Source organism: Nostoc sp. (assembly GCF_036917675.1).
In the GTDB taxonomy this organism is placed as follows: domain Bacteria; phylum Cyanobacteriota; class Cyanobacteriia; order Cyanobacteriales; family Nostocaceae; genus Nostoc.
This window is the reverse complement of the sequence record NZ_JBALCT010000074.1, coordinates 332,302-354,401: the sequence shown is the minus strand read 5'-3', so window position 1 is coordinate 354,401 and position 22,100 is coordinate 332,302. Positions and strand designations below refer to the sequence as shown.

Genomic DNA, 22,100 nt, shown 5'->3' with positions numbered 1-22,100 from the left:
ATTTGTTTGAAGACTATATATTCTTATTTTGGCATTGACCTCATGGAAACTGCAATAGATATAGCAATACTTATATTTTCTGTTGCGTTAACTATGCAACGCCGCTTTGTTTTCTTGCTTGGTGATTACTATGATTTGCTATTGCAGCAAAGAAGCTAGCATCAACCCATTGTCGAGAAATTTCAAAAGCTTCAAAATAACCATCTTTTTGACCTAATTCTCGTGCCCAAAAACGTGAAATAATCAGGATTGCATCTAGTTGCATAAATGCTTTATTTGCCTCTGATTCATAACAACCAATAGCCGCGACTTTTTCCTCAATTACAGAGGTAATATCTACAAAAAAGTTTGGTTCAAAACCACGCAAAAAAACAGGTGGTGCTGAATACCATAAGGGTATGTTTTTGCGGGTAGCAACATTAGAAACTGCGATCGCACACACTTCATGATCTCTATGTCCATATTTTTCCGGTTGTGGTGCATGAGTAATAATCAGATCCGGTTGCCAACGCCCAATGGATTCTTCGGCAACTTTAATCACTGCTTGTGTAGAGAAATTGCACTCCTCAAGTGCATGAAACTCGTAAGTTGCACCGATGATTTTACCAGCTGCATCTGCTTCTTGATGACGTGTACCCTTAATAGGCGAACTGGAAAGACCGCCATCAGTCAAAATTAAGCAATGAACATTCCATCCTGCTTTAGACATCAGATTGAGAGTGCCAGCAGCAGGAAGGACTTCATCATCAGCGTGAGCATAAATTGTTAAGACAGTTTGCTGACCAAAGTTGTTTGAGTCTGAATAAATGTTCATAGCCATTTTTTCTAGATTGGATTTATAAGTCAGGAGTTATTTATTATTCATCTCCTCTTTCCCTGCTTACCTCTTAGGCTTCTTTTGGAGGCTGCCAAACAGATGCACGGATTATAGCCCACAAAAGTAACAAGTTATAGATAGCCCATGCACCATTGATTAGGTGAACTAAAGGATTATTTAGTTCACCAATTGCAAAGCGGTAAAGGCTCCATAATATTCCTAGAATGGTGAGGAAAAAGATAAGTATTTGAGGCCAAACTAGTTGGAGATACACTCCAGATTGTCGCTGCTTAGGTGTTACTTGGAATTTGAGTTTGCCCCCAAAAAACACACTGAATACGGCTTGGATAAATAAAGGAAATAAAGCGATCGCATATTGTTCAGCTCGCCAAATCTCTCTAGCTGGAATGCCCCAAGTAGCGGTAATAAAAGTCAAACGGTTGATCATAAAAGCTGGGAAAAAGTGTAGGGCAAAGTCAGATCCGTAAGTTTTAACTGGAACGATGTCTGTAAAGAAATAGATGATTGGGCAAGAAATAAAAACTAGAGTGGCAAAGCCAGAGAAATAGCTATACATCGTCTTAAAATAATGCAATTTTTGCCAAAATGTTAGCCCTGATTTTGTCAGTGGATTTTCCCTCACTAGCACTTGGATAGTTCCTTGTGCCCAGCGTAGCCGTTGTTTCAGAGTAGAACTCAGGTCATCTGGTGCTAAACCTTCTGCCAAAAGTTCATGGTGATAAATAGATTTCCAGCCAGCACTATGCAGACGCATGGCTGTATTCATATCTTCGGTAATGCTATTACTCGATATCCCACCAACTAAATCAAATTCATTTAAACTTTTTTCATCTTTGGTATACGCATCAGCAAAATTTTGCAGTCCTACACTAATTAGTGCCTCGCGCCTTAATACTGCATCTGTTCCTGTATAGAAGGCGGCATTCATGCCATCTTTCCCTTGTTGGAGTGGACCATAAAATAAATGTGCTTGATGTCCAAACGGATCGCCTGGAGGAATGTTGTAAAAATCCTGGGGTGTCTGTACAAAAGCAATTTTATTCGGCTCATATTTACCTATTAAAAGATTATAGGTGTAGAAATAAGGCAGAACTCGCTTGAGAAATTGTGGTTTGGGAATATGGTCAGCATCTAGGGTAAGAATAAACTGTCCTGAAGTTTCTCCAGAAAAAATCGCGTAATTGAGATTACCCGCTTTAGCATGATGGGGTACACCAGCTGGTTTGGGACGAGCAATGTAGCGAAAACGAGCAAGTTCAACTAGTTCCAGTTCTTTCTTGTGAATAGCTTCTTCTAAGGCTTTCCGTTCGGTAATTATGCGATCGCTTATACTGTGATCAGCCGGAGATAACCAAAGTATAAGTGATCGCAGACTTTGCACAAATTCGGCAGTAGCCCGGTTAACCACAAGTTCTGATGATGATGCTTGCAGCCATTGTTCTGCGGCTTGAGTATTAGGTATCAGATTTTGTAGTTGCTTTAGGCGCTCTAACAAATAAGAGTGTTCTGCATCAATCCGCTCCGCTTCTTGTTGTAGTAGTGGTGACTGCAAATCCTGAATACACAATCTTTCTGTCATCGCTCGCATATCAGCCGAGTTGCCATCATCCAACACATAAACCCGTAACTTTGTTGACGGGTAATTCATTGCTAGGGCGCCTTTGGCAGTTTCTTCGACAATTTCCGGCGGCTCGTTGTAGCAGGTTACAAACACATCTACTGTTGGCCAGTCGGATATGGGTAGAGGTGGGGTCATTTGGTCGATAGACTTAATCTGTCGGACTAAAGGACGCCATAACCCAATTACAAACATTACGCCGCCAAAATAACTATAAATTTCTGCTATCAGCAAAGGAATCGAGAGCCAGAGCGCATCAAAATTGATCGAATGGGTAATGCGCCATTGCAAATACCAGATCCCAAAAATTAAATTTATTTCTGCCAGGTAGCGAAATAACAGCGTTCTTTTTTTGAGTGATGAGCGGCTGTTACCTGAAAAATTTGAGGAATTGTCATTAAGAGAAACTGAAGTCATATTAGAAAATTTTGGATTTTATATTTTGGATTGTATTCCCGTAGCATCTCGTTACTGGATAGGCTTTTAAGCGCTTCATCTATCGGAATGATTGTTCAAATTGGTATTACCAAAAATAAAATTAATCGGCTAGTGGATGCCTGCCTCTAGCTTGGTAGAGCAGACTTTCTAAAACGATCGCATTCGTATTAACATCAACTGAAGCATTAACACCGAGTTGGGAATTTTCATATCGTCCTGAAAGATAGCCGCGATTTTTATCTGATAAATTTTGAACAAAGTCTCGTAGCATTTTTGTGTAAGGCTGATCTGGCATGAGAGCAAACCAAGAAAATGCTGCTTTCGTACTGACAAACCGCAATTGGGGATAGGCTTTTCCCGTAGTGTTAACGGCTTGCCAAGCTTTACCATTGGCGTAGACGCTGTAATACAGAAAGTAAGGGGGACGATCTAAGGAATCTTCATTTATAGCAGTTAAAATTCCAGTGCGCTTAAACCGTTGGTGTTGGACTTTCAAAAGATTTTGTACTTGAGGCTTGACAGCATCATTCCAACCCATTTCTAAACCCCAAAGCAAATAAGGATCATTTGTTAGATAGTTAGTAGCTCCAGAGTTTTTGAAATTACGCTCGTCGATTTGCAGAGTAACACCATCAACCTTAACCGTTTTGACTGGTGGATTCGAGAGAGCATTAGTAGCTTGAATGTTCCACAGCTTTAGACTGTGAGCAGCATATTGCTCGTAGCCTAATCGCCCTTCCTGGACTTCGAGAAGTTTGCCGGCTCTGGGGATAGCACCATTTAACCAACCATCCTTGACAAGTTTCGATAGATTCCAGCGAGCGACGATGTGATTAATCCGATCGCTATATTCTGGATAATGCGATCGCATAATATGTAATCCTAATAAAAATCGCGCCATATCTAGCACTGACCAACCACTTGTACCCTTGGGATCGGGGGTGTCATTCAGTTGGCGCATTTCAGCAGTACGGGTGCTATAAGCTTTGTTGGGCAAACCAGTTGGCGGTAGCGGCAGTTTTTCCAACGTCTGTAGTAAATTGTTCATCCTCTGTTGAAAGATTTCTTGCGGCAATAATCCTAACTGGTAAGCCGCATGAATTCCTAATAAGGCGCTACCCTGATCCCACCAAGTTGTCCAGGGCAAGTTGTCTGCCGAATTTACTAAACCTGTTTGGGGATTCCAATTACGCTCAAAATATTTCCAAGCCCGCGCGGCGGCAATTTGATCTGCTTCTTGAGTCAATCGCGGTGGTGAGGTTTTCAGCGAAGGAGTAGTCGGTTTTGGTTTTAGCGGTACTGGCGTGACTGTGGGACCAGTAGGTTTTGGAATAAGTTGTGGCGGTGGTGTTTGCACATCAGGGTTAAAGTTATCAGGGGCAGCAATAATCATAGATGGGGTAGGAGAGCATTGCCATGTCGCAGTATTCGCACAAAGTAAGGATTGTTGATTTGTCGTTGTGTACAAAACTGATTGCAAAATCATACTTTTGATCACGCTTGTTGCCATTTATATCTTCTTTGCCAACTCAGCAGGGGATAAAAGACTTACCAAATATCTGTTGCTGGTGAAAGCTACCGCATCTTGTACAAGTATTCCCAAATAGAACTGATTAATAACAAAACAGAATTCAGGAGTCATGAAAGCTCTGCCCCCTGCCCCCCATCTATACCCTGCAATCTGCTGAATTATCCTGATAGATAGAGGCTTTTAAGCCTTCTTCCCATCTGTTTTTAATGAATATTCAGGAAAAATCTGTGTTGGATGTTACAATATTGTTAAGAAAAGTTGCCCCTTGCATTTTGGGAACGCGCAATTGGGTTTTAACTCTCTTGAGAAGACAACGCAAAAAAATATTTTCTAGACCAGCTGTGGGATGCTGGTCTTTTTGTCTTTAAAGTGCCTATACATTGGTTATCCGATAACTCATTACAAACGCTTTAGTTATAATTAAAGTTGTTGGACTATCGGTTAGAGAACTTTTGGTATAAAGATGGGATGTATGCCCTTGGTACATTAATAGTATCTTTGAACTAACGAAAAATGTCAGGTTAAATACGTTTTAAATTTACAAAAAGCTCTAAGATAGTACGTCAATGGTATGAATAATTTTCTTAATTGCTGAAACTATTGCTATGGCGTTATTATGTGCCAATTACTCGGAATGAATTGCAATGTTCCAACGGATATTTGCTTTTCTTTTGAAGGGTTTTCTGCACGGGGAGGAAAAACGGATGATCATAGCGATGGTTGGGGCATTGCTTTCTTTGAAGGAAAGGGATGTCGAATGTTTTTAGATGCCCAACCTTCTGTTGCTTCTCCTGTAGCGGAGTTGGTGCGGAGTTATCCCATCCACTCAACCCATGTCATAGCCCATATCCGCAAAGCCACTCAGGGTGAAGTTGCCCTACACAACTGCCATCCTTTCCGCAGAGAATTGTGGGGTCAATATTGGGTGTTTGCCCACAATGGTAATTTGCCAGATTTTGATCCAGAAAATTTGGGCTTTTATCAAGCCGTAGGTGACACCGATAGTGAAAAAGCATTTTGTATGATGCTAGAAACATTGCGATCGCGCTTTTCTGAGGGTAAGCCTGACATAAAAGAACTGTACCCTGTGCTGCAAGAAATTAGTGACGCGATTGCAAATACAGGTATATTTAATTACCTGTTATCAGATGGAGAACACTTTTTTGCTTATTGCACAACTAAACTCAGCTACATTATTCGCCAAGCGCCCTTTGCAGCTGCCCATTTAATTGATCAAGACATGACCGTAGATTTTCGGGAAGTGACTACTGAACGCGATCGCGTCGCTGTTATTGCTACCACACCCCTCACTGACAACGAAGTTTGGACACAAATCCAACCAGGAGAATTACTAGTTTTTCAGGACGGATTACCTCTGAAATATGCATTCAGTTAAGAATAACTAGTTGCTCGATTTTCCCCATTTAGATAATTTCTAGATGGGTTTTGTTTTTCATACTTTTCATATATTATTAGCATTTTAAGCGTAGCCATTTTTACTGATACAGGAAGAATTTATTTTTGGGCGAATACAAGTTTTACCTACTTCGGCTAGAGAATTAGCTAACACTTCTTTATAAATGCAAAGTAAATTTTCTAGATGATCTCCGCTTAATTGGTTAAAGGGTACAGGAAATTCTTCTACAGGTATGATACGTCTATTTTTTACATTCAAACCTAGAGCGCGACATCCAGTCTTAACACCTGCATGAAGATAGACTACCTGAAGTTCTCCACAACCCACATAGTGAGCAATACGCATTGCCACATCATAATTGGCTAATTCACCAAAGCCTTTGACTTCCTTTCTAACAGAGCGAACAAATTGATCAATAGTTTTAAAATTGTCAAAACCAGTAATACACTCAGCATCAAAATGTTCTAAGGCAATCTCAGCCGCTAAAGGTAAACACTTGGGAATACCATAACGGGCTTGATGGTCTTCAACTTCTTCGTTTTTGTTTCTACTAAGAAAAGCTTTTTCGACAGCATCTCTTAAATTGTCAGCTTTTTTATACCAAGAATATTCCTCCTCTGCACAGGGATAAACATTAGCGAAATAGTCGTTGTATATCTCAGTGTAGGATTTCATATCTAAAAACTCATCACTCAATACCTAGTGTAATATTGGAGACGATAGTCGTCAATTATATTAGGGTTTCTCTAACTGCTGATTTTTAGCCAACCAAACACCTGAGCAACAGTTAACTCCAAGTCTATCCCCGCTAACACTGGCAAACGCTCATCACCATGCAAATGACCTAGTGATAGCTTCGCCCAGCTTGGAAAGTGGAGTATCCATCGACATTAGGGTTAAATAGTTGAAAATAAAAGCATTGTAATTGTTCACAAAACTGGTAAAATCACCATATTCTTGATAAAGAATGTGAGGTTTTTTGGTGTTTATAACTAGATACATGGAATCATCCAGTATGATAAACACTATATAACTGTATTCCTATCAGTTATCTGTACATTTAATGGAGGAAATAGAATGAGTTTGTGGCAACGCCCACTGAAAAGGTTACAAGCGATGCCTCCGGGGGCCTACGCCTACGCTGAACATAGAACATATCGGTTCAGATTGAATTCGCTCAAAAGCTTTGTATCACTCTTTTTAGTAGGTACCGTATTGAGTGTGGCGCTTGCCGCCTGCTCCGGTGGAACTGGGAGTAATTCTTCCACGGAACCCCCTACTGCTAGTCCTGTTGCTGCAAACAAGGATAATGTTGAACTAACTCTCGTTTCCTTTGCCGTTACCAAAGCGGCTCACGAAGCCATTATTCCTAAGTTTGTACAACAGTGGAAGAAAGATCATAACCAAACTGTCGTCTTCAAACAAAGCTATGGCGGTTCTGGCTCTCAAACTCGCGCCGTTATCGATGGTTTGGAAGCAGATGTTGTCCACTTGGCGCTGGCTGGAGATACCTCAAAGATTGAGAAAGCTGGATTGATTCAGCCAGGATGGGAAAAAGAAGTTCCTAATAATGGTATTGTCTCCAAATCAGTTGCAGCATTAGTCATTCGTTCCGGCAATCCTAAAGGCATCAAGAACTGGGAAGATTTAGCCAAAGACGGTGTAAAGTTGATTACTGCTAATCCCAAAACTTCCGGCGGTGCTAAGTGGAATTTCTTAGGACTATGGAATTCTGTGATTAAAACAGGTGGCGATGAGGCCAAAGCTACTGAATTTGTGACTAAAGTTTACAAAAATGTGCCAATCTTGCCTAAAGATGCGCGGGAAGCGACTGATACATTTGCCAAGCAAGGGCAGGGAGATGTCTTAATAAACTACGAAAACGAAGTTATTTTGGCACAGCAAAAGGGCGAGAAGGTTAAGTATGTCGTTCCCGATGTGAATATATCCATCGACAACCCGATCGCTGTAGTAGATAAGAACGTCGATAAGCACGGAACCCGCGAAGTTGCTGAAGGTTTTGTGAAATACCTCTATAGCCCAGAAGCACAGCAAGAGTTTGTCAAATTGGGATTCAGACCGGTAGATGAGACTTTAGCTCAAAGTAAGGAAGTCACAGACAAATTTCCCAAGGTGAAAACTCTCGGTACAGTTGCAGACTTCGGTGGTTGGGGAGCAATCGATCAGAAGTTCTTTGCAGATGGGGGCGTATTTGATAAGATTCAAGCGCAAATTAAACGGTAATTAAATAATTCGTAATTCGTAATTCTTAATTCTTAATTATGACCTCCAAAACTTTATTTTATCCAGAATTAAAATTAGTTGGTCTATTTTTTAATTACGAATTAGCAATTACGAATACTGGGAAAAAACTTCTTGTGAATTTTGAATTTTGAATTTTTGACTATGACGACTGTATCTCCTTCTTTGGAAGTTAAACGCAAAACACCATTCTGGAAGAAATTGGGGCGGGTTCCCTGGACTTGGCGAATCACCATAGGATACCTGACAGTGATGTTGTTTATCCCGATCGCTGCCATGTTCCTGAAAGCAAGTACGGAAACTCCGGCGAAATTTTGGGCGATCGCAACCAGTGATATTGCATTAGCCACCTACAACGTCACTTTTTTTACAGCAATATTTGCTGCCTTACTCAATGGCGTATTTGGGACTCTGATTGCTTGGGTTCTGGTTCGCTACAACTTTCCTTTAAAACGGTTGATTGATGCGACAGTGGATTTACCATTTGCACTACCAACTTCGGTAGCAGGGCTAACCCTGGCAACAGTTTACAGCGATAATGGTTGGATAGGTTCGCTACTAGCACCACTGGGAATTAAGGTGTCTTTTACCCGCACGGGAGTAGCGGTAGCAATGATATTTATCTCACTACCTTTTATCGTCAGAACTGTGCAACCCGTGCTTCAGGAAATGGAACGTGAAATTGAAGAAGCCGCTTGGTGTCTGGGTGCTTCTCAATGGCAGACCTTCTGGAAAGTGATTTTGCCACCTTTATTTCCGACAATTTTAACTGGTGTTGCTTTGGGTTTCTCCCGTGCAGTTGGGGAATATGGTTCGACTGTGATTATTTCTTCCAATACGCCCTATAAAGATTTGATCGCACCTGTGCTGATTTTCCAACGATTAGAGCAGTATGACTATTCTGGTGCAACAGTAATTGGCATAGTTTTATTATCAATTTCATTAGTACTGCTATTGGCAATTAATTTCTTACAAGCATGGGCAAGGCGATATGACAGTAGATAAGCCAAGTTTTCACTCATCTTCTGGGTATGATACAGATATAGCCAAGCCTAAAGAGCAGAAGAGTTGGGTACCAATAGTTTTAATTGGTATAGCGATCGCTTATTTAGCTCTGGTTGAATACATCCCGGCAATCAACGTTTTTGTCCAAGCCTTCAGCAAGGGAGTTGGGCCGTTTCTGTCCAACCTAACGCGGCCAGCTTTTCTCCATGCAGCTTGGCTGACACTGTTGCTAGCTTTGATATCTCTGCCTATAAATACAGTATTTGGGTTATGTGCAGCTTGGGCGATCGCTCGTCATAAGTTTCCTGGACGCGCCGTAGTTTTGAGCATTATTGACCTGCCTTTTTCGATTTCACCCGTAGTCGCAGGATTGATGATTGTACTGCTCTACGGTCGGAATGGGTGGTTTGGCCCTTGGCTCCAGGCACATGATATCAAGATTGTCTTTGCTTTTCCAGGTATGGTACTGGCTACAGCGTTTGTGAGTATGCCCTTTGTGGCGCGAGAAGTGATTCCTGTTTTAGAGGAATTTGGTAAGGATCAAGAAGAAGCTGCTAGAACTCTAGGTGCGAAAGATTGGCAGATATTTTGGCGCGTCACCCTGCCGAGTATCCGTTGGGGCTTACTCTACGGTTTAATTTTGACCAATGCCAGAGCAATGGGTGAATTCGGGGCGGTTTCGGTGGTCTCTGGCAACATTGCTGACCAAACCCAGAGTTTACCACTATTTGTAGAAGACGCTTACAAACAATACGAAACCGAATCTGCTTTTTCTGCGGCTGTACTGTTAGGGTTGCTAGCAGTAGTAACCTTAGTGCTGAAGGAGCTTTTAGAACGGAAAACGCGCATTAAAGATGTTGAATAGAAAAATTAAGGGATTATAATTATCCTTTGAATAGGATACAAGCAAATCAGAGGACATGGTACGATCTACCTAAGTAAGTGGGTCAAATTAAATATAAAACCTCATTCTGCCTCCGGCTTCCCTCTCCTTAGTAAGGAAAGGGATTGAGGGTGAGGTTTGATCCTATATTTAATTACGCCTACCTACCTAGTACCTATAAGTAAATTACCATTAGTGTTAAGGGTAGTTCTGCACCAATTCCTATCAGGGATTGAAATAATTCATATATGGCTAGTGACAATACACTTACCAATAAACGGATTCGCCTGAGAATTCCTCAGAATTATCACCAGGAACCTGTCATTTCTCGCCTGGTGTCTGACTATGGATTGACTGTGAATATCACCGCAGCAATTTTGGGAGCTAATGCTGTCGGTGATGGTTGGTTTGACCTTGAATTACAAGGAACAGATGCACAAATTCAGAGTGGGTTAACCTATCTCCACGACTTGGAGTTAGAAGTATGGGACGACACTAAAGCAAGTGATTGGTAAAGGTTAACCTCTCTCTAAATCTCTCTCCTAAAAGGAGAGAGACTTTGAATTTTTCCCCTTCCTGCGTCGGTAAGGGGATTAGGTTTTTCTTTAATAAGCAATAGAAATTAGTTTTTCAAAATCTTGGTAATCAAAATTTTGTTGTTTTTGTGAATATTTACCACATAGATCATAGTAAACTTTATTTCCTTGTATATTGAAGAAATATCCTTCTATTTGGGATTGCTGTTGTTTAACTTTAAAAACTACTTGATTAGTTGTATATTTACCATATTTACTAATTAAATAAGCAAAACTATCAAAATTTCCGTTTTGAGCTTTTTCAAAATCTAATAAATCATCATTATTATTATTGCTTTGTAAAATTAATGCCTGTATGTCTCTAAGACTTTTGAGATGATTAATTTCAAACTGATCATCTTTTCTAGTAAAGACGATAATTTCATGATAATTATACAAAATCCCAATATCGCAACAAGCTTTTTTGAGATACCTTTGAATCTGATTATAATGATTTTTTAAATTCGAGTCTTCTCGTTTTACTTCCACAATTATTAAGGGAGATTGATGTGGCTTAAAATCATCATTTTTTTGCTTTTTGTATATTTCTATATCATGATGATTAGCCTCAACTTCGATACTGATGATATCTGGAAATAAACCACTTTCTTTAATAAAAAAATGAATAAATATTTGTCTAACTAACTCCTCTGGGCTTCCATTAATTGGAATTTGTATTTCCCTAATCAAACATTTTATATATTCTTGATAATCTTTTGTATATTTGCTGAGTTTTGTAGATATTTCTTGTTGTAAATTAGTCATATATTTGTGATAGCAACTAATGATGGATAAAATAGTTTTAGGGACACAATTATATTGCGCCCTAAACTATGTATTAAATGTAAAATTGATAGATTGTCTATTTTTGCCCAAAAAAGCCTAGTATTTCAGTAACTAATTTTTCCCAATGTTCTTCAGCTTCGCTTTTGAAAAATGTATTTAAGTTTGTCTCTTTTTCCAGTTCTCGCTTCAATATCAGACATACATTACCTGTATAAGTTTCCCCTTTCTTGTGTTCCTTACCTTTCTCAGCAATTAGAGCATTCCAAAAATCAGAATCTTCATTTTCAGGTGATAGCTTTTTTCTGACTTCCTTTTCAACTGCTGTGCCTACTTCATATATAAACTCGTCATATAAACCGTAAAATTCTTGGATTAATTCAGGGATAAATGTTTTTAAAGATTCATTCGCAGATGTAAGCTCATTCAGGATATTTTCTAAGTCCTGTTTTACGTCTTTGGTAAATTTCTTCAGCATTTTCTCTTCATCTATTCCCTCAGCAACAACCTTCGCATCATAAAATATATCTATATCTCTTGGTTCATAGGAACCAAAATTTCTATGAATAGCGTGTTTCGTGTTCCATGCTGGATAAACCTTACAATAGTATTGATTAACATATTCATCAGTAAATTGTTCAAAAATAAAACTAGATGTTCTTTTACTCAAAGACTGTAAATCCTTTATCTCCTTAATGGCATTTTCAATTGCCTTGATTTCTGATTCTGTTAAAGCATTACCGTTTTTGATTTTCGCCGAGCTTTCTTTGATAGCCTTGATTTCATCTAATAAAATATTTCGCCTACGTTCTACTACACCCGCTATAGCTTCGATAAATTCGTTTTTATCTGCCTGTACATTTTTTTCGCAGCCTTCAATTAGCTTAACTACATCATCATCATCATCATCACGATAGTATCTTAAGGAATCATAGAACAAGATATTTTTTTGGAAAAAATCTAAATTTAAATTTTTGAATGTAGCTTGAACTTCATCTTGTCTGATTTGAATTCCTGTACCATAGTTTCCATCACATCCATTCACCCTTTTAGGTTCATTTTTATGAGGTAATACCAAAGTTACAAATCTATGATGAAAATCTTTTGATTTAGATGTAAGATGATAACCTATTAATTTCATAATATTAGCTTCAGGTGCATCGTTAAAGGTAGTTACAAAGAGACAGATGGTATCCTGGCTATCAACATATTTCTGCAAGTCTTTACGAATTGCGTTCTCATCAAGTCCTTTCGTATCAACAACTGAATCGAACTGAGACAAGTTGGAACCAGATAAAATCTCATCGCTCAGATAAAGATATATTTTCCTTGGAATAGCAAACTCCTTTAACTGAACATTATTGATGGCAGCAAAGGTATTTTTTATCCATTCTTGCTCATTTTTCTGGTTGTCAAACTCAATTTTAGTAGTAGTTCTAGTTTCTAGATTTGCATTATTCGATGCAGTTTTTTTCAGTAATTCTACTCCTGATTTATCAAGTAATTCTTTTGCTTGATCAGTCCTTAAAGTGTTCTTTTTATCACCATCAGAGACTGTTTTAGAAGTAATTTTAAGTTCTGTAATATTTCTAATAGCTCTCTCAATTTCTTCGGAAATGATTATTTTCTCCTCGGACTGGGTATTATCTCTATTAGCACTATTAGCAATAGAATCGCAGAAATCAAAAATAAGGTTTTCCATCTCATCAACTGTATAAGGCTCTATCTCTATGTAAGTTATTTCAGATGCCTTAATAATTACTTCACATATAGTAGTTTTGCCCGATCCCGTTGATAGTAACTCTTTAGTTTCGATTACATTTTTAGGTTTGCCATTAATTGTCTTGGAAACCTTGAAATCGCTTATTAAGTTAAAAAGATGACAGATGGCTGTAGTTTTTCCTTTACCAATAGTACCTATAAAAACAATTTTATATTTATCTATACTAAGAATTTTCTCGATTTCTTCTAATCTTTCTAGCTTTGATTTCAGGTTATTGATGCAAATATACTTAGGTATATTATTCTCTGCTGCACCTGATAGCTTCCTGATTTCATGTGTTAACTTTTGCTTCAATAATGTAATTTCTTCTTGCGGCAGTGTAGTCAACATACTGTTTTCCCTGTTCCGATGCTACTTAGTTGATATTTGCAGTATGCCCACCACGATCTAAAATCTAACAAAATTCTTAAAACATCCTCTAACCTGACTTCGGGAACCTTTAATCGCTTGGTAATGAGTAGGGCGATCGCCTGAACATAATTTTACGTGAATTTACCCATTGTTTTTTTGCGAACTTTGTGAGATTCTCCTTTGCATAACAATTATATTCATTAAGTCGATAGAGTTACAGTAGTTTAATAAAAGCCAAAAATATGAAAATCTCTATGAGGCTGACATCCAAGCAGGCAAAGTTGAGTTGTAGGGGCACGGGATTAGCAAGATTCTCTGCTAGAACCCAAAAATTGCGTAGCGCCAAAGCTCAGTGACCACCGTAGGTATCGCTATTGGGAATTAATCTGATGTCTCCCACAAAATCAATAGAACCCGCTTCAGTCCACAGCCGAATTCTCGTACCTCAGAGGTATCACAGGCAACCTGTAATTTCCCGACTGGTATCTCGTTATGGTTTAACCGTCAATATCAAAGCTGCATCCCTGACATCAGATAGTGACAGCGATGGCTGGTTTGATTTGGAACTTTCGGGAAATCCCCAAAAACTGACAAATAGTCTATCTTACTTGCAAGGATTGGGAGTGAATTTGCTAGAACTAGCGATCGCTAACCAGATTCAAACCAACCAGCACCCTTTACCTTTCCCAAATCCAGCTACCCAAGTGAGTCCCAAAGACTCTGCATCGCTGACAAATCAATGGCAAGAACAATTCCAGCAATGGATTTCTCTGGGTCAAACCAATCGATTGCGCTTGCAAATGTGCGTCTTAAAAACCTATTACGAAGAACCGGTGATTTCGGAGTTAGTTTCTCGTTATGGATTAACAGTCAATATCACCAGTGCTAGACTTCAACCCGATACGCAAGATGACGGCTGGTTTGACTTGGATTTGTGGGGGAGAACAAAGCAACTCTACTTTAGCCTGAGTTATTTAGAAAAACTGGGGCTACCGATTTGGCTGGATTTGTCTAGCGTTTATAGCGATCGCTCGTCATAAATTTCCTGGACGCGCCATAGTTTTGAGCGTTATAGGTAAATGTATAAGACCAATCATCACAATTAAAATCAAAACTAGAAAGTCAAATCTGTTGAATTTAGTAATACTAATCATTAAATTTTATAATCCCAACTTAAGAGGTTATTTTAAAAGTCTAGTTTATTACTAATAATTAAATTGTGCAAAATATTAGCAATATATGTTGCTAATATTTTCCACAATTAGTGTCTGAATATTTTGTAACTTTAACCAACGAAACCCGCAAAAAAGTCCAGAGTTTCCTTCAGTGCTTTGATGAAAATATCAATTTCCTCACGGGTATTGTAGAAAGATAGACTTGCTCGTGCGGTTGCAGGAAGACCTAAGTAACGGTGTAATGGTTGAGTGCAGTGGTGTCCAGAACGGATCGCAACGCCTTCTTGATCTAATAATGTAGATAAGTCGTTGGCGTGGACTTCCCCGGCGGTGAATGACGCAAGAGCGGCTCTACCTTCACCTTTAGCATTTGGTTTGGGTCCGTAAATTCTAATTTGGGGAATTTGCTCTAATTGTTGGAACAAATAAGCTGTTAATTCTGCTTCGTAGGCGTGGATTTTATCCATACCGATACTACTAAGATAATCGATCGCAGCACCAAGAGCGATCGCTTCCCCAATTGCAGGTGTACCGGCTTCAAATTTATGCGGTAATTCTGCATAGGTGGAATGGTCTAAATACACCTCTGCAATCATCTCACCACCACCAAAAAATGGTGGCATTGATTCTAGTAATTCTAACTTACCATACAAAAATCCTATCCCAGTTGGAGCGCACATTTTGTGACCAGATGCTACCAACCAATCACAATCTATCTGCTGCACATCAATGGGGTAATGGGGGACACTTTGGCAAGCATCAACTAAGAATTTAGCACCATATTTGTGCGCGATCGCACCAATTTCTTCCACTGGATTAATACAACCCAAAGTATTAGAAATATGCACTACTGACACCAACTTTGTTTTGTCGCAAATCAGCTTTTTAAACTGTGACAAATCAAAAGTTTCTTCTGGTGTTAGTTCGACAAATTTCAGTACTGCACCCGTTTTTTGCGCCACCAATTGCCAAGGTACAATATTACTGTGGTGTTCCATCACCGAGAAAATAATTTCATCTCCCGGCTGCAAATTGTTCATGCCCCAACTGTAGGCTACTAAGTTAATCGCTTCAGTTGCGTTGCGGGTATAGACGATTTCCTGACGCGATGCAGCATTAATAAATTTAGCAACTTTGTCTCTAGCACCTTCATAAGCATCAGTAGCTTTAGCACTCAGGACATGGGCACCGCGATGCACATTAGCATTATATTGCTCGTAATAATCGCGTAGGGTATTTAATACGAACAAAGGCTTTTGCGATGTCGCCGCATTATCGAGATAAACCAAGGGTTTATCGTTGACTTCCTGATGCAATATCGGGAAGTCAGCGCGAACTTTATCAGCAAGGGTTTTGGTAGTGATGAAAGTCATTGGTAGATTAGTTATTAGTAAGTAGAGACGCGATTAATCGCGTCTGTACAATGGTCATTAGTCATTAGTCAGGGACTTAAGATTATTGACTGTGTTTAAAAGGATTTCTCGCAGAGAGGGAACAGGGATTTTGTTGATGACTTCAGCAGCGAAGGCGTTAATTAACAACTTCCGAGCATCATTTTCATCAATTCCCCGACTTTGCAGATAGAATATTTCATCATCTTCCAATTGGCTAACGGTAGCACCGTGAGCGCACTTGACATTATCGGCAGTAATTTCCAATTGGGGTTTAGTATCAACCCTGGCTTTAGATGATAACAGCAAATTCCGATTCATCTGGACTGCATTTGTCAACTGCGCCCGTTTGGGTACCAAAACTTTACCATTGAACACTGCATGAGCGCGATCGCCTACAATACATTTATGCAATTGGTCACTTATACCGTGAGGATAGTTAAGTGCGATCGCACTGTGAGTATCAGCCAACTGCTTACCAGAAACCATCGTCAAACCATTGAGAGTAGTTTGTGTCTGCTCACCAGTTTGCAAAATCTCCAAATTATGCCGTGACAACTTCGCCCCTAAAGTTATGACATGACAAGTATATCGGCTATCACGAGATTGTGCGATCGCAGTCTTCCCAATATGAAAAGCCTCTACACCTTCTTGCTCAACCCTAGTGTGACTCACCTCAGCATTATCACCCACCCAAATTTCCGTAACCGCATTGGTAAAGTAAACCCCTCCCTCTTGTGGGGTAGGCATCTTGCCTGCCACATACTCTTCAACCAACATCACCTGCGAACCACTTTCCGCCACCACCAAACAACGCGGCTGTGAAATCGTCGCTGTCTCCCCAGCAACCGAAATAAACACCAAATGAATTGGTGTCTCAACTACCACATTCTTCTTCACCCAGACTACAGCTGCATCAGTTATCCCAGCCGTATTGAGAGCCGTGAAAACTTCCTGCGCTCCCTCAGCTTGAGCTAAATACTGCTTTACACCTTCCTGCTCATCCACAGATAAGCCAGCCAAATTACTCACCACAATACCAGGTGGTAAATCTGTAACTGCGGATAACTCCGGTGCAAAAACGCCGTTGACAAAAACCAAACGACTATTAGCCGCTTCTGGCAAAATATCAAATTGTAAAGATGCAAAATTTCCCGTCTCTACATTAAATTGCACCTTTCGCAGAGACGACAAATCAGTAAACCGCCATTCTTCCTCGCGGGTAGTGGGGATAGTCGAGTGGCGTACCCAATTAGCAGCACCTTGGCGTAATTCCTGCAACCAACCTTCTGTTTTCGTTGCGGTTACTTGATTTAACAACCCAGTCAGATACCCATCTCTATCTAACAGAGTCGATGTCAAACTGACTGCATTTGAGTTAGGAATTGTGCTGGGAGAAACTTGAATACTCATTACACACCCACCTCAGCAGCTGCAAATTCTTCCAGAACCCAGTCATAACCGCGAGACTCTAATTCTAGTGCCAGTTCCTTACCACCACTGGTTATAATCTGCCCTTGTGCCATCACATGTACAAAATCAGGCACAATATAATCGAGTAACCGTTGGTAGTGAGTAATCAAAATTGTGGCATTTTCTGGACTTGCCAGTTGATTTACCCCATTCGCCACAATTCTGAGCGCGTCAATATCCAAACCCGAATCTGTTTCATCCAAAATTCCCAATTTTGGTTCCAGCAGCGCCATTTGCAGAATTTCATTCCGCTTTTTCTCACCACCAGAAAACCCTTCATTCAAACTCCGACTGAGAAAACTGGGATTCATCTTCACCACATCGAGCTTTTCCTCAATCAAATCGTCAAAATCAAAAGCGTCTATTTCCTCTAAACCTTGCGCCTTGCGACGGGAATTGTACGCCACCCGCAAGAAATCCAAATTGCTCACACCCGGAATTTCTAACGGATACTGAAACGCCAAAAAGACGCCACTTCTAGCCCGTTCCTCCGGTTCCAACTCCAGTAAATTTTGCCCTTGAAAAACCACCTCACCGCCAGTCACCTCATACGCTGGATGCCCAGCCAACACCTTAGAAAAAGTACTCTTACCAGAACCATTCGGCCCCATAATCGCATGAATTTCACCCGATCGCACCTCAAGATTCACACCCTTAAGAATCGGTGTCCCATCAACATTAGCCGTCAAATCCCTAACTGACAGCACAACTTCACTATTTTCAATAATCATCTTCTCTCCCTTCTCTCTTCTCTTACTTCGCGCCCTTCGCGCCTTCGCGGTTCGTTATTCTTCCAGAGATGAACACAGATACATTAGTATTCATCTCTAATTCCATTTATCCAACACTGCCTTCCAACTTCAAACTCAACAACTTATCAGCTTCCACAGCAAACTCCATCGGTAGCTGATTGAAAACATCCTTACAGAAGCCGCTAATCATCATCGATATTGCATCTTCCGAAGAAATACCCCGTTGAGCAAAGTAGAATAACTGATCTTCCCCAATCTTAGAAGTAGAAGCTTCATGCTCCACCTTCGCAGCATTATTTTGCACCTGGATGTATGGGAAAGTATTCGCATGGGCATTATCCCCAATCAGCATCGAATCGCACTGAGAATAATTTCTCGCCCCTTTCGCTGTCGGATTAACTTTTACCAAACCCCGGTAGCTATTACTAGAATTACCTGCGGAGATTCCTTTAGAAATAATTGTACTGCGGGTATTCTTACCTACGTGAACCATCTTACTGCCAGTATCGGCTTGCTGCATATGATTTGTCAGTGCCACCGAGTAGAACTCACCCACAGAGTTATCACCCACCAACACACAACTGGGATATTTCCAAGTAATTGCCGAACCTGTTTCTACTTGAGTCCAGGAAATCTTAGAATTTACACCCTGACACAAACCGCGCTTGGTGACAAAGTTGTAAATACCGCCTTTACCGTTGGCATCTCCAGCGTACCAATTTTGCACCGTGGAGTATTTAATTTCGGCGTTGTCGAGGGCGACGAGTTCCACAACGGCGGCGTGCAACTGGTTGCTGTCATACATCGGTGCGGTGCAACCTTCGAGGTAAGAAACATAACTACCTTCTTCGGCGACAATCAAAGTCCGCTCAAATTGTCCCGTGTCACCAGAGTTGATGCGGAAGTAGGTAGACAGTTCCATTGGGCATTTCACGCCTTTAGGAATGTAGACAAAGGAACCATCGCTGAATACGGCGGCGTTTAAGGCGGCAAAATAGTTGTCAGCTATGGGAACAACGCTACCCAGGTATTTTTTGATCAGTTCTTGGTGTTCTTGCAATGCTTCGGAAAACGAGCAGAAAATAACCCCATCTTCCGCTAGCTTTTCTTTAAATGTAGTGGCGACAGAGACGCTATCGAAAATCGCATCGACGGCGACATTTGCCAGTCGTTTCTGTTCAGATAGGGAAATGCCTAACTTCTCAAAGGTTTCTAAAAGGGTTGGATCAACTTCATCCAAGCTGTTTAGTTTTTCTTTCTTGCGTTTCGGCGCTGAGTAGTAAATGATATCCTGATAATTAATTGGCGGATACTTGACATTAGGCCAAGTTGGTTCTGTCATTTTTTGCCACTGGCGATAAGCCTTGAGGCGAAAGTCCAGCATGAACTGTGGCTCGTTCTTCTTAGAGGAGATCAAGCGAACAACGTCCTCATCTAGTCCACGCGGTATAGTGTCGGACTCAATATCGGTAATAAAGCCGTACTTGTAGGGTTGGTTGACTAAGGTTTTGACAGTGGCACTCATCAGTAATAATCTCTCGTGTTCAGAACTCTTTAAGGATGGGAGACAAGCTCTTAGCTAGCCGATTTTCATCTCGCGTTACGGAATGGTTACACGGCTGCTAGAATAGTAGTGGAGAGTAAAACAACAGCTATGTTGTTTAATGTATCTTCATTTTACGCTAAATTAACAACAACAATGTTGTCAAAGTCAAATTTTCAAAGAAATTTTTGGGACGTTCGCTGAACGTCTCGCACCAGAAGATGGCGACTACTCACCAGTCCTCAACCAAGCAAGATATCCTAGAGTATCTGCACAAACAGGAAAAAGCAACGGCTTTGGAGCTAGCTGAAGTTTTAGACGTTACTCCCCAAGCGATTCGTCGCCATCTCAAGGATTTGGAGATGGAGGAGTTAGTTTTGTATTCGTCAACAGTACAGGCGGCGGGAATGGGGCGTCCGCAGCACGTTTATCAACTGAGTCGTCAGGGACGCGATCGCTTGCATCGAACAATCAGCGATCGCTTTGGTGATGGCCACGGCAATTTTGCGGTTTCGCTGCTAGACACCTTAGCCGAAACGATGGGACATGAACAATTTAAATCGATTTTAGAGAAACAGTGGCAGCGCAAAGCCCTAGAATACCGCGATCGCGTGGGTAGCGGTTCATTGCGGGAACGTGTAGCCAACTTAGTAGAGTTGAGAAAAGTAGAAGGCTTCATGGCCGAGTATCACCCTGTTGATATCAATGACTCCTTTGAGAGCGATCGCTTTATCTTAATGGAGCATAACTGCGCTATTTCTAACGTTGCCGAGTCTTTCCCCAGCATTTGTGGTCACGAATTAGAAATGTTTGCTGCCGTCTTACCTGATTGTACCGTAGAACGCACCCACTGGATTATTGATGGCGAACATCGTTGTGGCTATTTGGTACAAGCTCGTCATTAGTCATTAGTGATTTCTCATTAGTCATTTGTAAAAAACACTCCCTACTCTCCACTCCCCACTCCCTAATAATCAACTAAATTTGAGATAGCATTTATGGATGTAGCACCACAGCAATCATCAACACAATTTTTAACTTTGGAAGAGTCAGCAAAAGTAGACGCGGCTTTGTTGTCTTCACCAGAAAAGTTTTTAACCAGATTAACAATTTCATCACTTAAGCTTTTGAAGCATATTGCCCAAAATTACGGCATTGCGATTGAAGATTTGACAGCGCCGCAAGTAATTGCCTGGTTTGAAAAAGATGGCAAAATCCGACGTGAACAGGGCATTGAAGATTCCTATTTGAAATGGTGATCTGCGGTAGTAAAATTTTCGTTTCATTTACTTATAAAAAATAACCATCGAAAATATCGCGTTTCTAAAAAACACAAATGTTTCTTAGAAACGCGATATTAACAGATTTAAGATATGCTAGCAATTTTACCTAAAGTCCAATATTCGAGCCAGAACCTTTATAGAAAAATACAGCAAATTGCAACTTAGTGAGGTACAGATTATTGTAAGGGCACAACAATGTTGTGCCCTTACCTATGTACCTAATTTACCTGAAAAATGCTGTATATGAATTAAAGCCCGCAGTATTATAGATAAATATCCGACAAATTAGTAATATCTGTAAAATGGGAGTAAAGATTTTTAAATATTTTTGCGATCGCACTAAGCTAGTACTGGTACAACAAAATAAATCCCCAAGCTGGTGAGTGCTTAATGATAAATGGAAGACGAGTTTTTCTAGGCCATAGCATTGCTATATTTGGATTAGCGGAATTATCTCTAGTTAGTTGTAATTCTGTTGGGAATGACAATACCCTAATCACCACTAGCAGTAGTGGTCAATCTAAAAAGGACGTGAAAACCATGAGATTAGAAAGTAGTGCCTTTTATGCTAATGACTTAATCTCTGGCAAATACACTTGTGACGCTGAAGATATCTCCCCACCGCTCTTATGGGATGAAGTTCCGATAGGAACAGAAAGCATAGTATTAATTGTCGATGACCCTGATGCACCTGGACAAACATTTGTTCATTGGGTTGTTTACGATATTCCAGCTACAGTTCGCCAATTACCAGAACATATAGTGGCTGTAAAAACTCTAGCCAATGGCGGAGTACAGGGCAAAAACGATTTTGGCAAGTTTGGTTACGGTGGTCCATGTCCTCCCAGTGGCATTCATCGCTACTTTTTTAAACTTTATGCCATTGATAAAAAGTTGGGTTTAACAGCAGGTGCTAGCAAAAGCGAAATTTTAGCAGTAATTGATAGTCATATTTTGGCTACGGCAGAATTAATTGGACGCTACAAACGCCAGTCTTAA

19 protein-coding genes are annotated in these 22,100 nt (G+C 40.4%); 9 read left to right on the top strand and 10 right to left on the bottom strand.

Going from position 1 to position 22,100, the window contains the following annotated elements:
- Positions 1-91 precede the first annotated feature (91 nt).
- From V7K31_RS31130 to V7K31_RS31120, 3 genes are all read right to left on the bottom strand, one after another.
- On the bottom strand, positions 92-814 hold the full coding sequence (locus V7K31_RS31130) for a PIG-L deacetylase family protein (protein ID WP_335100320.1): 723 nt from the start codon (positions 812-814) through the stop codon (positions 92-94).
- 73 nt (positions 815-887) lie between these two features.
- Positions 888-2,873: a glycosyltransferase family 2 protein gene (locus V7K31_RS31125; protein ID WP_335100318.1), complete on the bottom strand. Its 1,986-nt coding sequence runs from the start codon at positions 2,871-2,873 to the stop codon at positions 888-890.
- 121 nt (positions 2,874-2,994) lie between these two features.
- Positions 2,995-4,404, bottom strand: a complete 1,410-nt coding sequence (locus V7K31_RS31120) for a DUF3131 domain-containing protein (protein WP_335100316.1) — start codon at positions 4,402-4,404, stop codon at positions 2,995-2,997.
- A 637-nt stretch (positions 4,405-5,041) separates the two neighbouring features.
- Between V7K31_RS31120 and V7K31_RS31115 the strand changes: the two genes are divergently transcribed.
- Entirely contained in the window at positions 5,042-5,821 is a 780-nt protein-coding gene (locus V7K31_RS31115; protein ID WP_335100314.1) for a class II glutamine amidotransferase, read from the top strand.
- Between the two features lie 84 nt (positions 5,822-5,905).
- On the opposite strand, the gene V7K31_RS31110 is transcribed toward V7K31_RS31115, so the two are convergent.
- Positions 5,906-6,517, bottom strand: coding sequence for a hypothetical protein (locus tag V7K31_RS31110; protein ID WP_335100312.1), 612 nt, complete (start codon positions 6,515-6,517; stop codon positions 5,906-5,908).
- Positions 6,518-6,919: 402 nt separating this feature from the next.
- On the opposite strand from V7K31_RS31110, the gene V7K31_RS31105 reads away from it, so the two are divergent.
- The 4 genes from V7K31_RS31105 to V7K31_RS31090 all read left to right on the top strand — a co-directional run bounded on the left by V7K31_RS31105 (position 6,920) and on the right by V7K31_RS31090 (position 10,507).
- A complete protein-coding gene (locus V7K31_RS31105; protein ID WP_335100310.1) occupies positions 6,920-8,086 on the top strand; it encodes a sulfate ABC transporter substrate-binding protein in 1,167 nt (388 codons plus the stop codon).
- Positions 8,087-8,248: 162 nt separating this feature from the next.
- Positions 8,249-9,109, top strand: coding sequence for a sulfate ABC transporter permease subunit CysT (gene cysT / locus V7K31_RS31100; protein ID WP_335100308.1), 861 nt, complete (start codon positions 8,249-8,251; stop codon positions 9,107-9,109).
- Positions 9,096-9,974 (top strand): sulfate ABC transporter permease subunit CysW, encoded by an 879-nt coding sequence (cysW, locus tag V7K31_RS31095; protein WP_335100306.1) that lies wholly within the window; start codon positions 9,096-9,098, stop codon positions 9,972-9,974. The genes cysT and cysW overlap by 14 nt, the downstream gene beginning before the upstream one ends.
- A gap of 266 nt (positions 9,975-10,240) precedes the next feature.
- Positions 10,241-10,507, top strand: coding sequence for an NIL domain-containing protein (locus V7K31_RS31090; protein WP_334945348.1), 267 nt, complete (start codon positions 10,241-10,243; stop codon positions 10,505-10,507).
- A gap of 90 nt (positions 10,508-10,597) precedes the next feature.
- Here the strand turns inward: V7K31_RS31090 and V7K31_RS31085 are convergent, their stop codons facing one another.
- Positions 10,598-11,332 (bottom strand): type I restriction enzyme HsdR N-terminal domain-containing protein, encoded by a 735-nt coding sequence (locus V7K31_RS31085; RefSeq protein ID WP_335100303.1) that lies wholly within the window; start codon positions 11,330-11,332, stop codon positions 10,598-10,600.
- A gap of 97 nt (positions 11,333-11,429) precedes the next feature.
- Complete coding sequence (locus V7K31_RS31080) at positions 11,430-13,463, bottom strand: hypothetical protein (RefSeq protein ID WP_335100301.1); 2,034 nt, start codon at positions 13,461-13,463, stop codon at positions 11,430-11,432.
- 410 nt (positions 13,464-13,873) lie between these two features.
- Here V7K31_RS31080 and V7K31_RS31075 point away from each other — a divergent pair, with 410 nt between their 5' ends.
- Positions 13,874-14,524 (top strand): NIL domain-containing protein, encoded by a 651-nt coding sequence (locus tag V7K31_RS31075; RefSeq protein WP_335100300.1) that lies wholly within the window; start codon positions 13,874-13,876, stop codon positions 14,522-14,524.
- Between the two features lie 245 nt (positions 14,525-14,769).
- Here the strand turns inward: V7K31_RS31075 and V7K31_RS31070 are convergent, their stop codons facing one another.
- The 4 genes from V7K31_RS31070 to sufB all read right to left on the bottom strand — a co-directional run bounded on the left by V7K31_RS31070 (position 14,770) and on the right by sufB (position 19,800).
- Positions 14,770-16,032: a cysteine desulfurase gene (locus V7K31_RS31070; RefSeq protein WP_335100298.1), complete on the bottom strand. Its 1,263-nt coding sequence runs from the start codon at positions 16,030-16,032 to the stop codon at positions 14,770-14,772.
- A 57-nt stretch (positions 16,033-16,089) separates the two neighbouring features.
- Entirely contained in the window at positions 16,090-17,463 is a 1,374-nt protein-coding gene (gene sufD, locus V7K31_RS31065) for a Fe-S cluster assembly protein SufD (protein WP_335100296.1), read from the bottom strand.
- Positions 17,463-18,254: a Fe-S cluster assembly ATPase SufC gene (gene sufC, locus V7K31_RS31060; RefSeq protein WP_335100294.1), complete on the bottom strand. Its 792-nt coding sequence runs from the start codon at positions 18,252-18,254 to the stop codon at positions 17,463-17,465. Before sufC ends, sufD begins: the two co-directional genes overlap by 1 nt.
- A gap of 106 nt (positions 18,255-18,360) precedes the next feature.
- A complete protein-coding gene (gene sufB / locus V7K31_RS31055) occupies positions 18,361-19,800 on the bottom strand; it encodes a Fe-S cluster assembly protein SufB (protein WP_335100291.1) in 1,440 nt (479 codons plus the stop codon).
- Positions 19,801-20,039: 239 nt separating this feature from the next.
- Here sufB and sufR point away from each other — a divergent pair, with 239 nt between their 5' ends.
- The 3 genes from sufR to V7K31_RS31040 all read left to right on the top strand — a co-directional run bounded on the left by sufR (position 20,040) and on the right by V7K31_RS31040 (position 22,100).
- Positions 20,040-20,723, top strand: coding sequence for an iron-sulfur cluster biosynthesis transcriptional regulator SufR (sufR, locus tag V7K31_RS31050; RefSeq protein ID WP_335100289.1), 684 nt, complete (start codon positions 20,040-20,042; stop codon positions 20,721-20,723).
- 93 nt (positions 20,724-20,816) lie between these two features.
- Positions 20,817-21,077, top strand: coding sequence for a hypothetical protein (locus V7K31_RS31045; protein ID WP_335100287.1), 261 nt, complete (start codon positions 20,817-20,819; stop codon positions 21,075-21,077).
- A 564-nt stretch (positions 21,078-21,641) separates the two neighbouring features.
- Positions 21,642-22,100: a YbhB/YbcL family Raf kinase inhibitor-like protein gene (locus tag V7K31_RS31040; RefSeq protein WP_335100286.1), complete on the top strand. Its 459-nt coding sequence runs from the start codon at positions 21,642-21,644 to the stop codon at positions 22,098-22,100.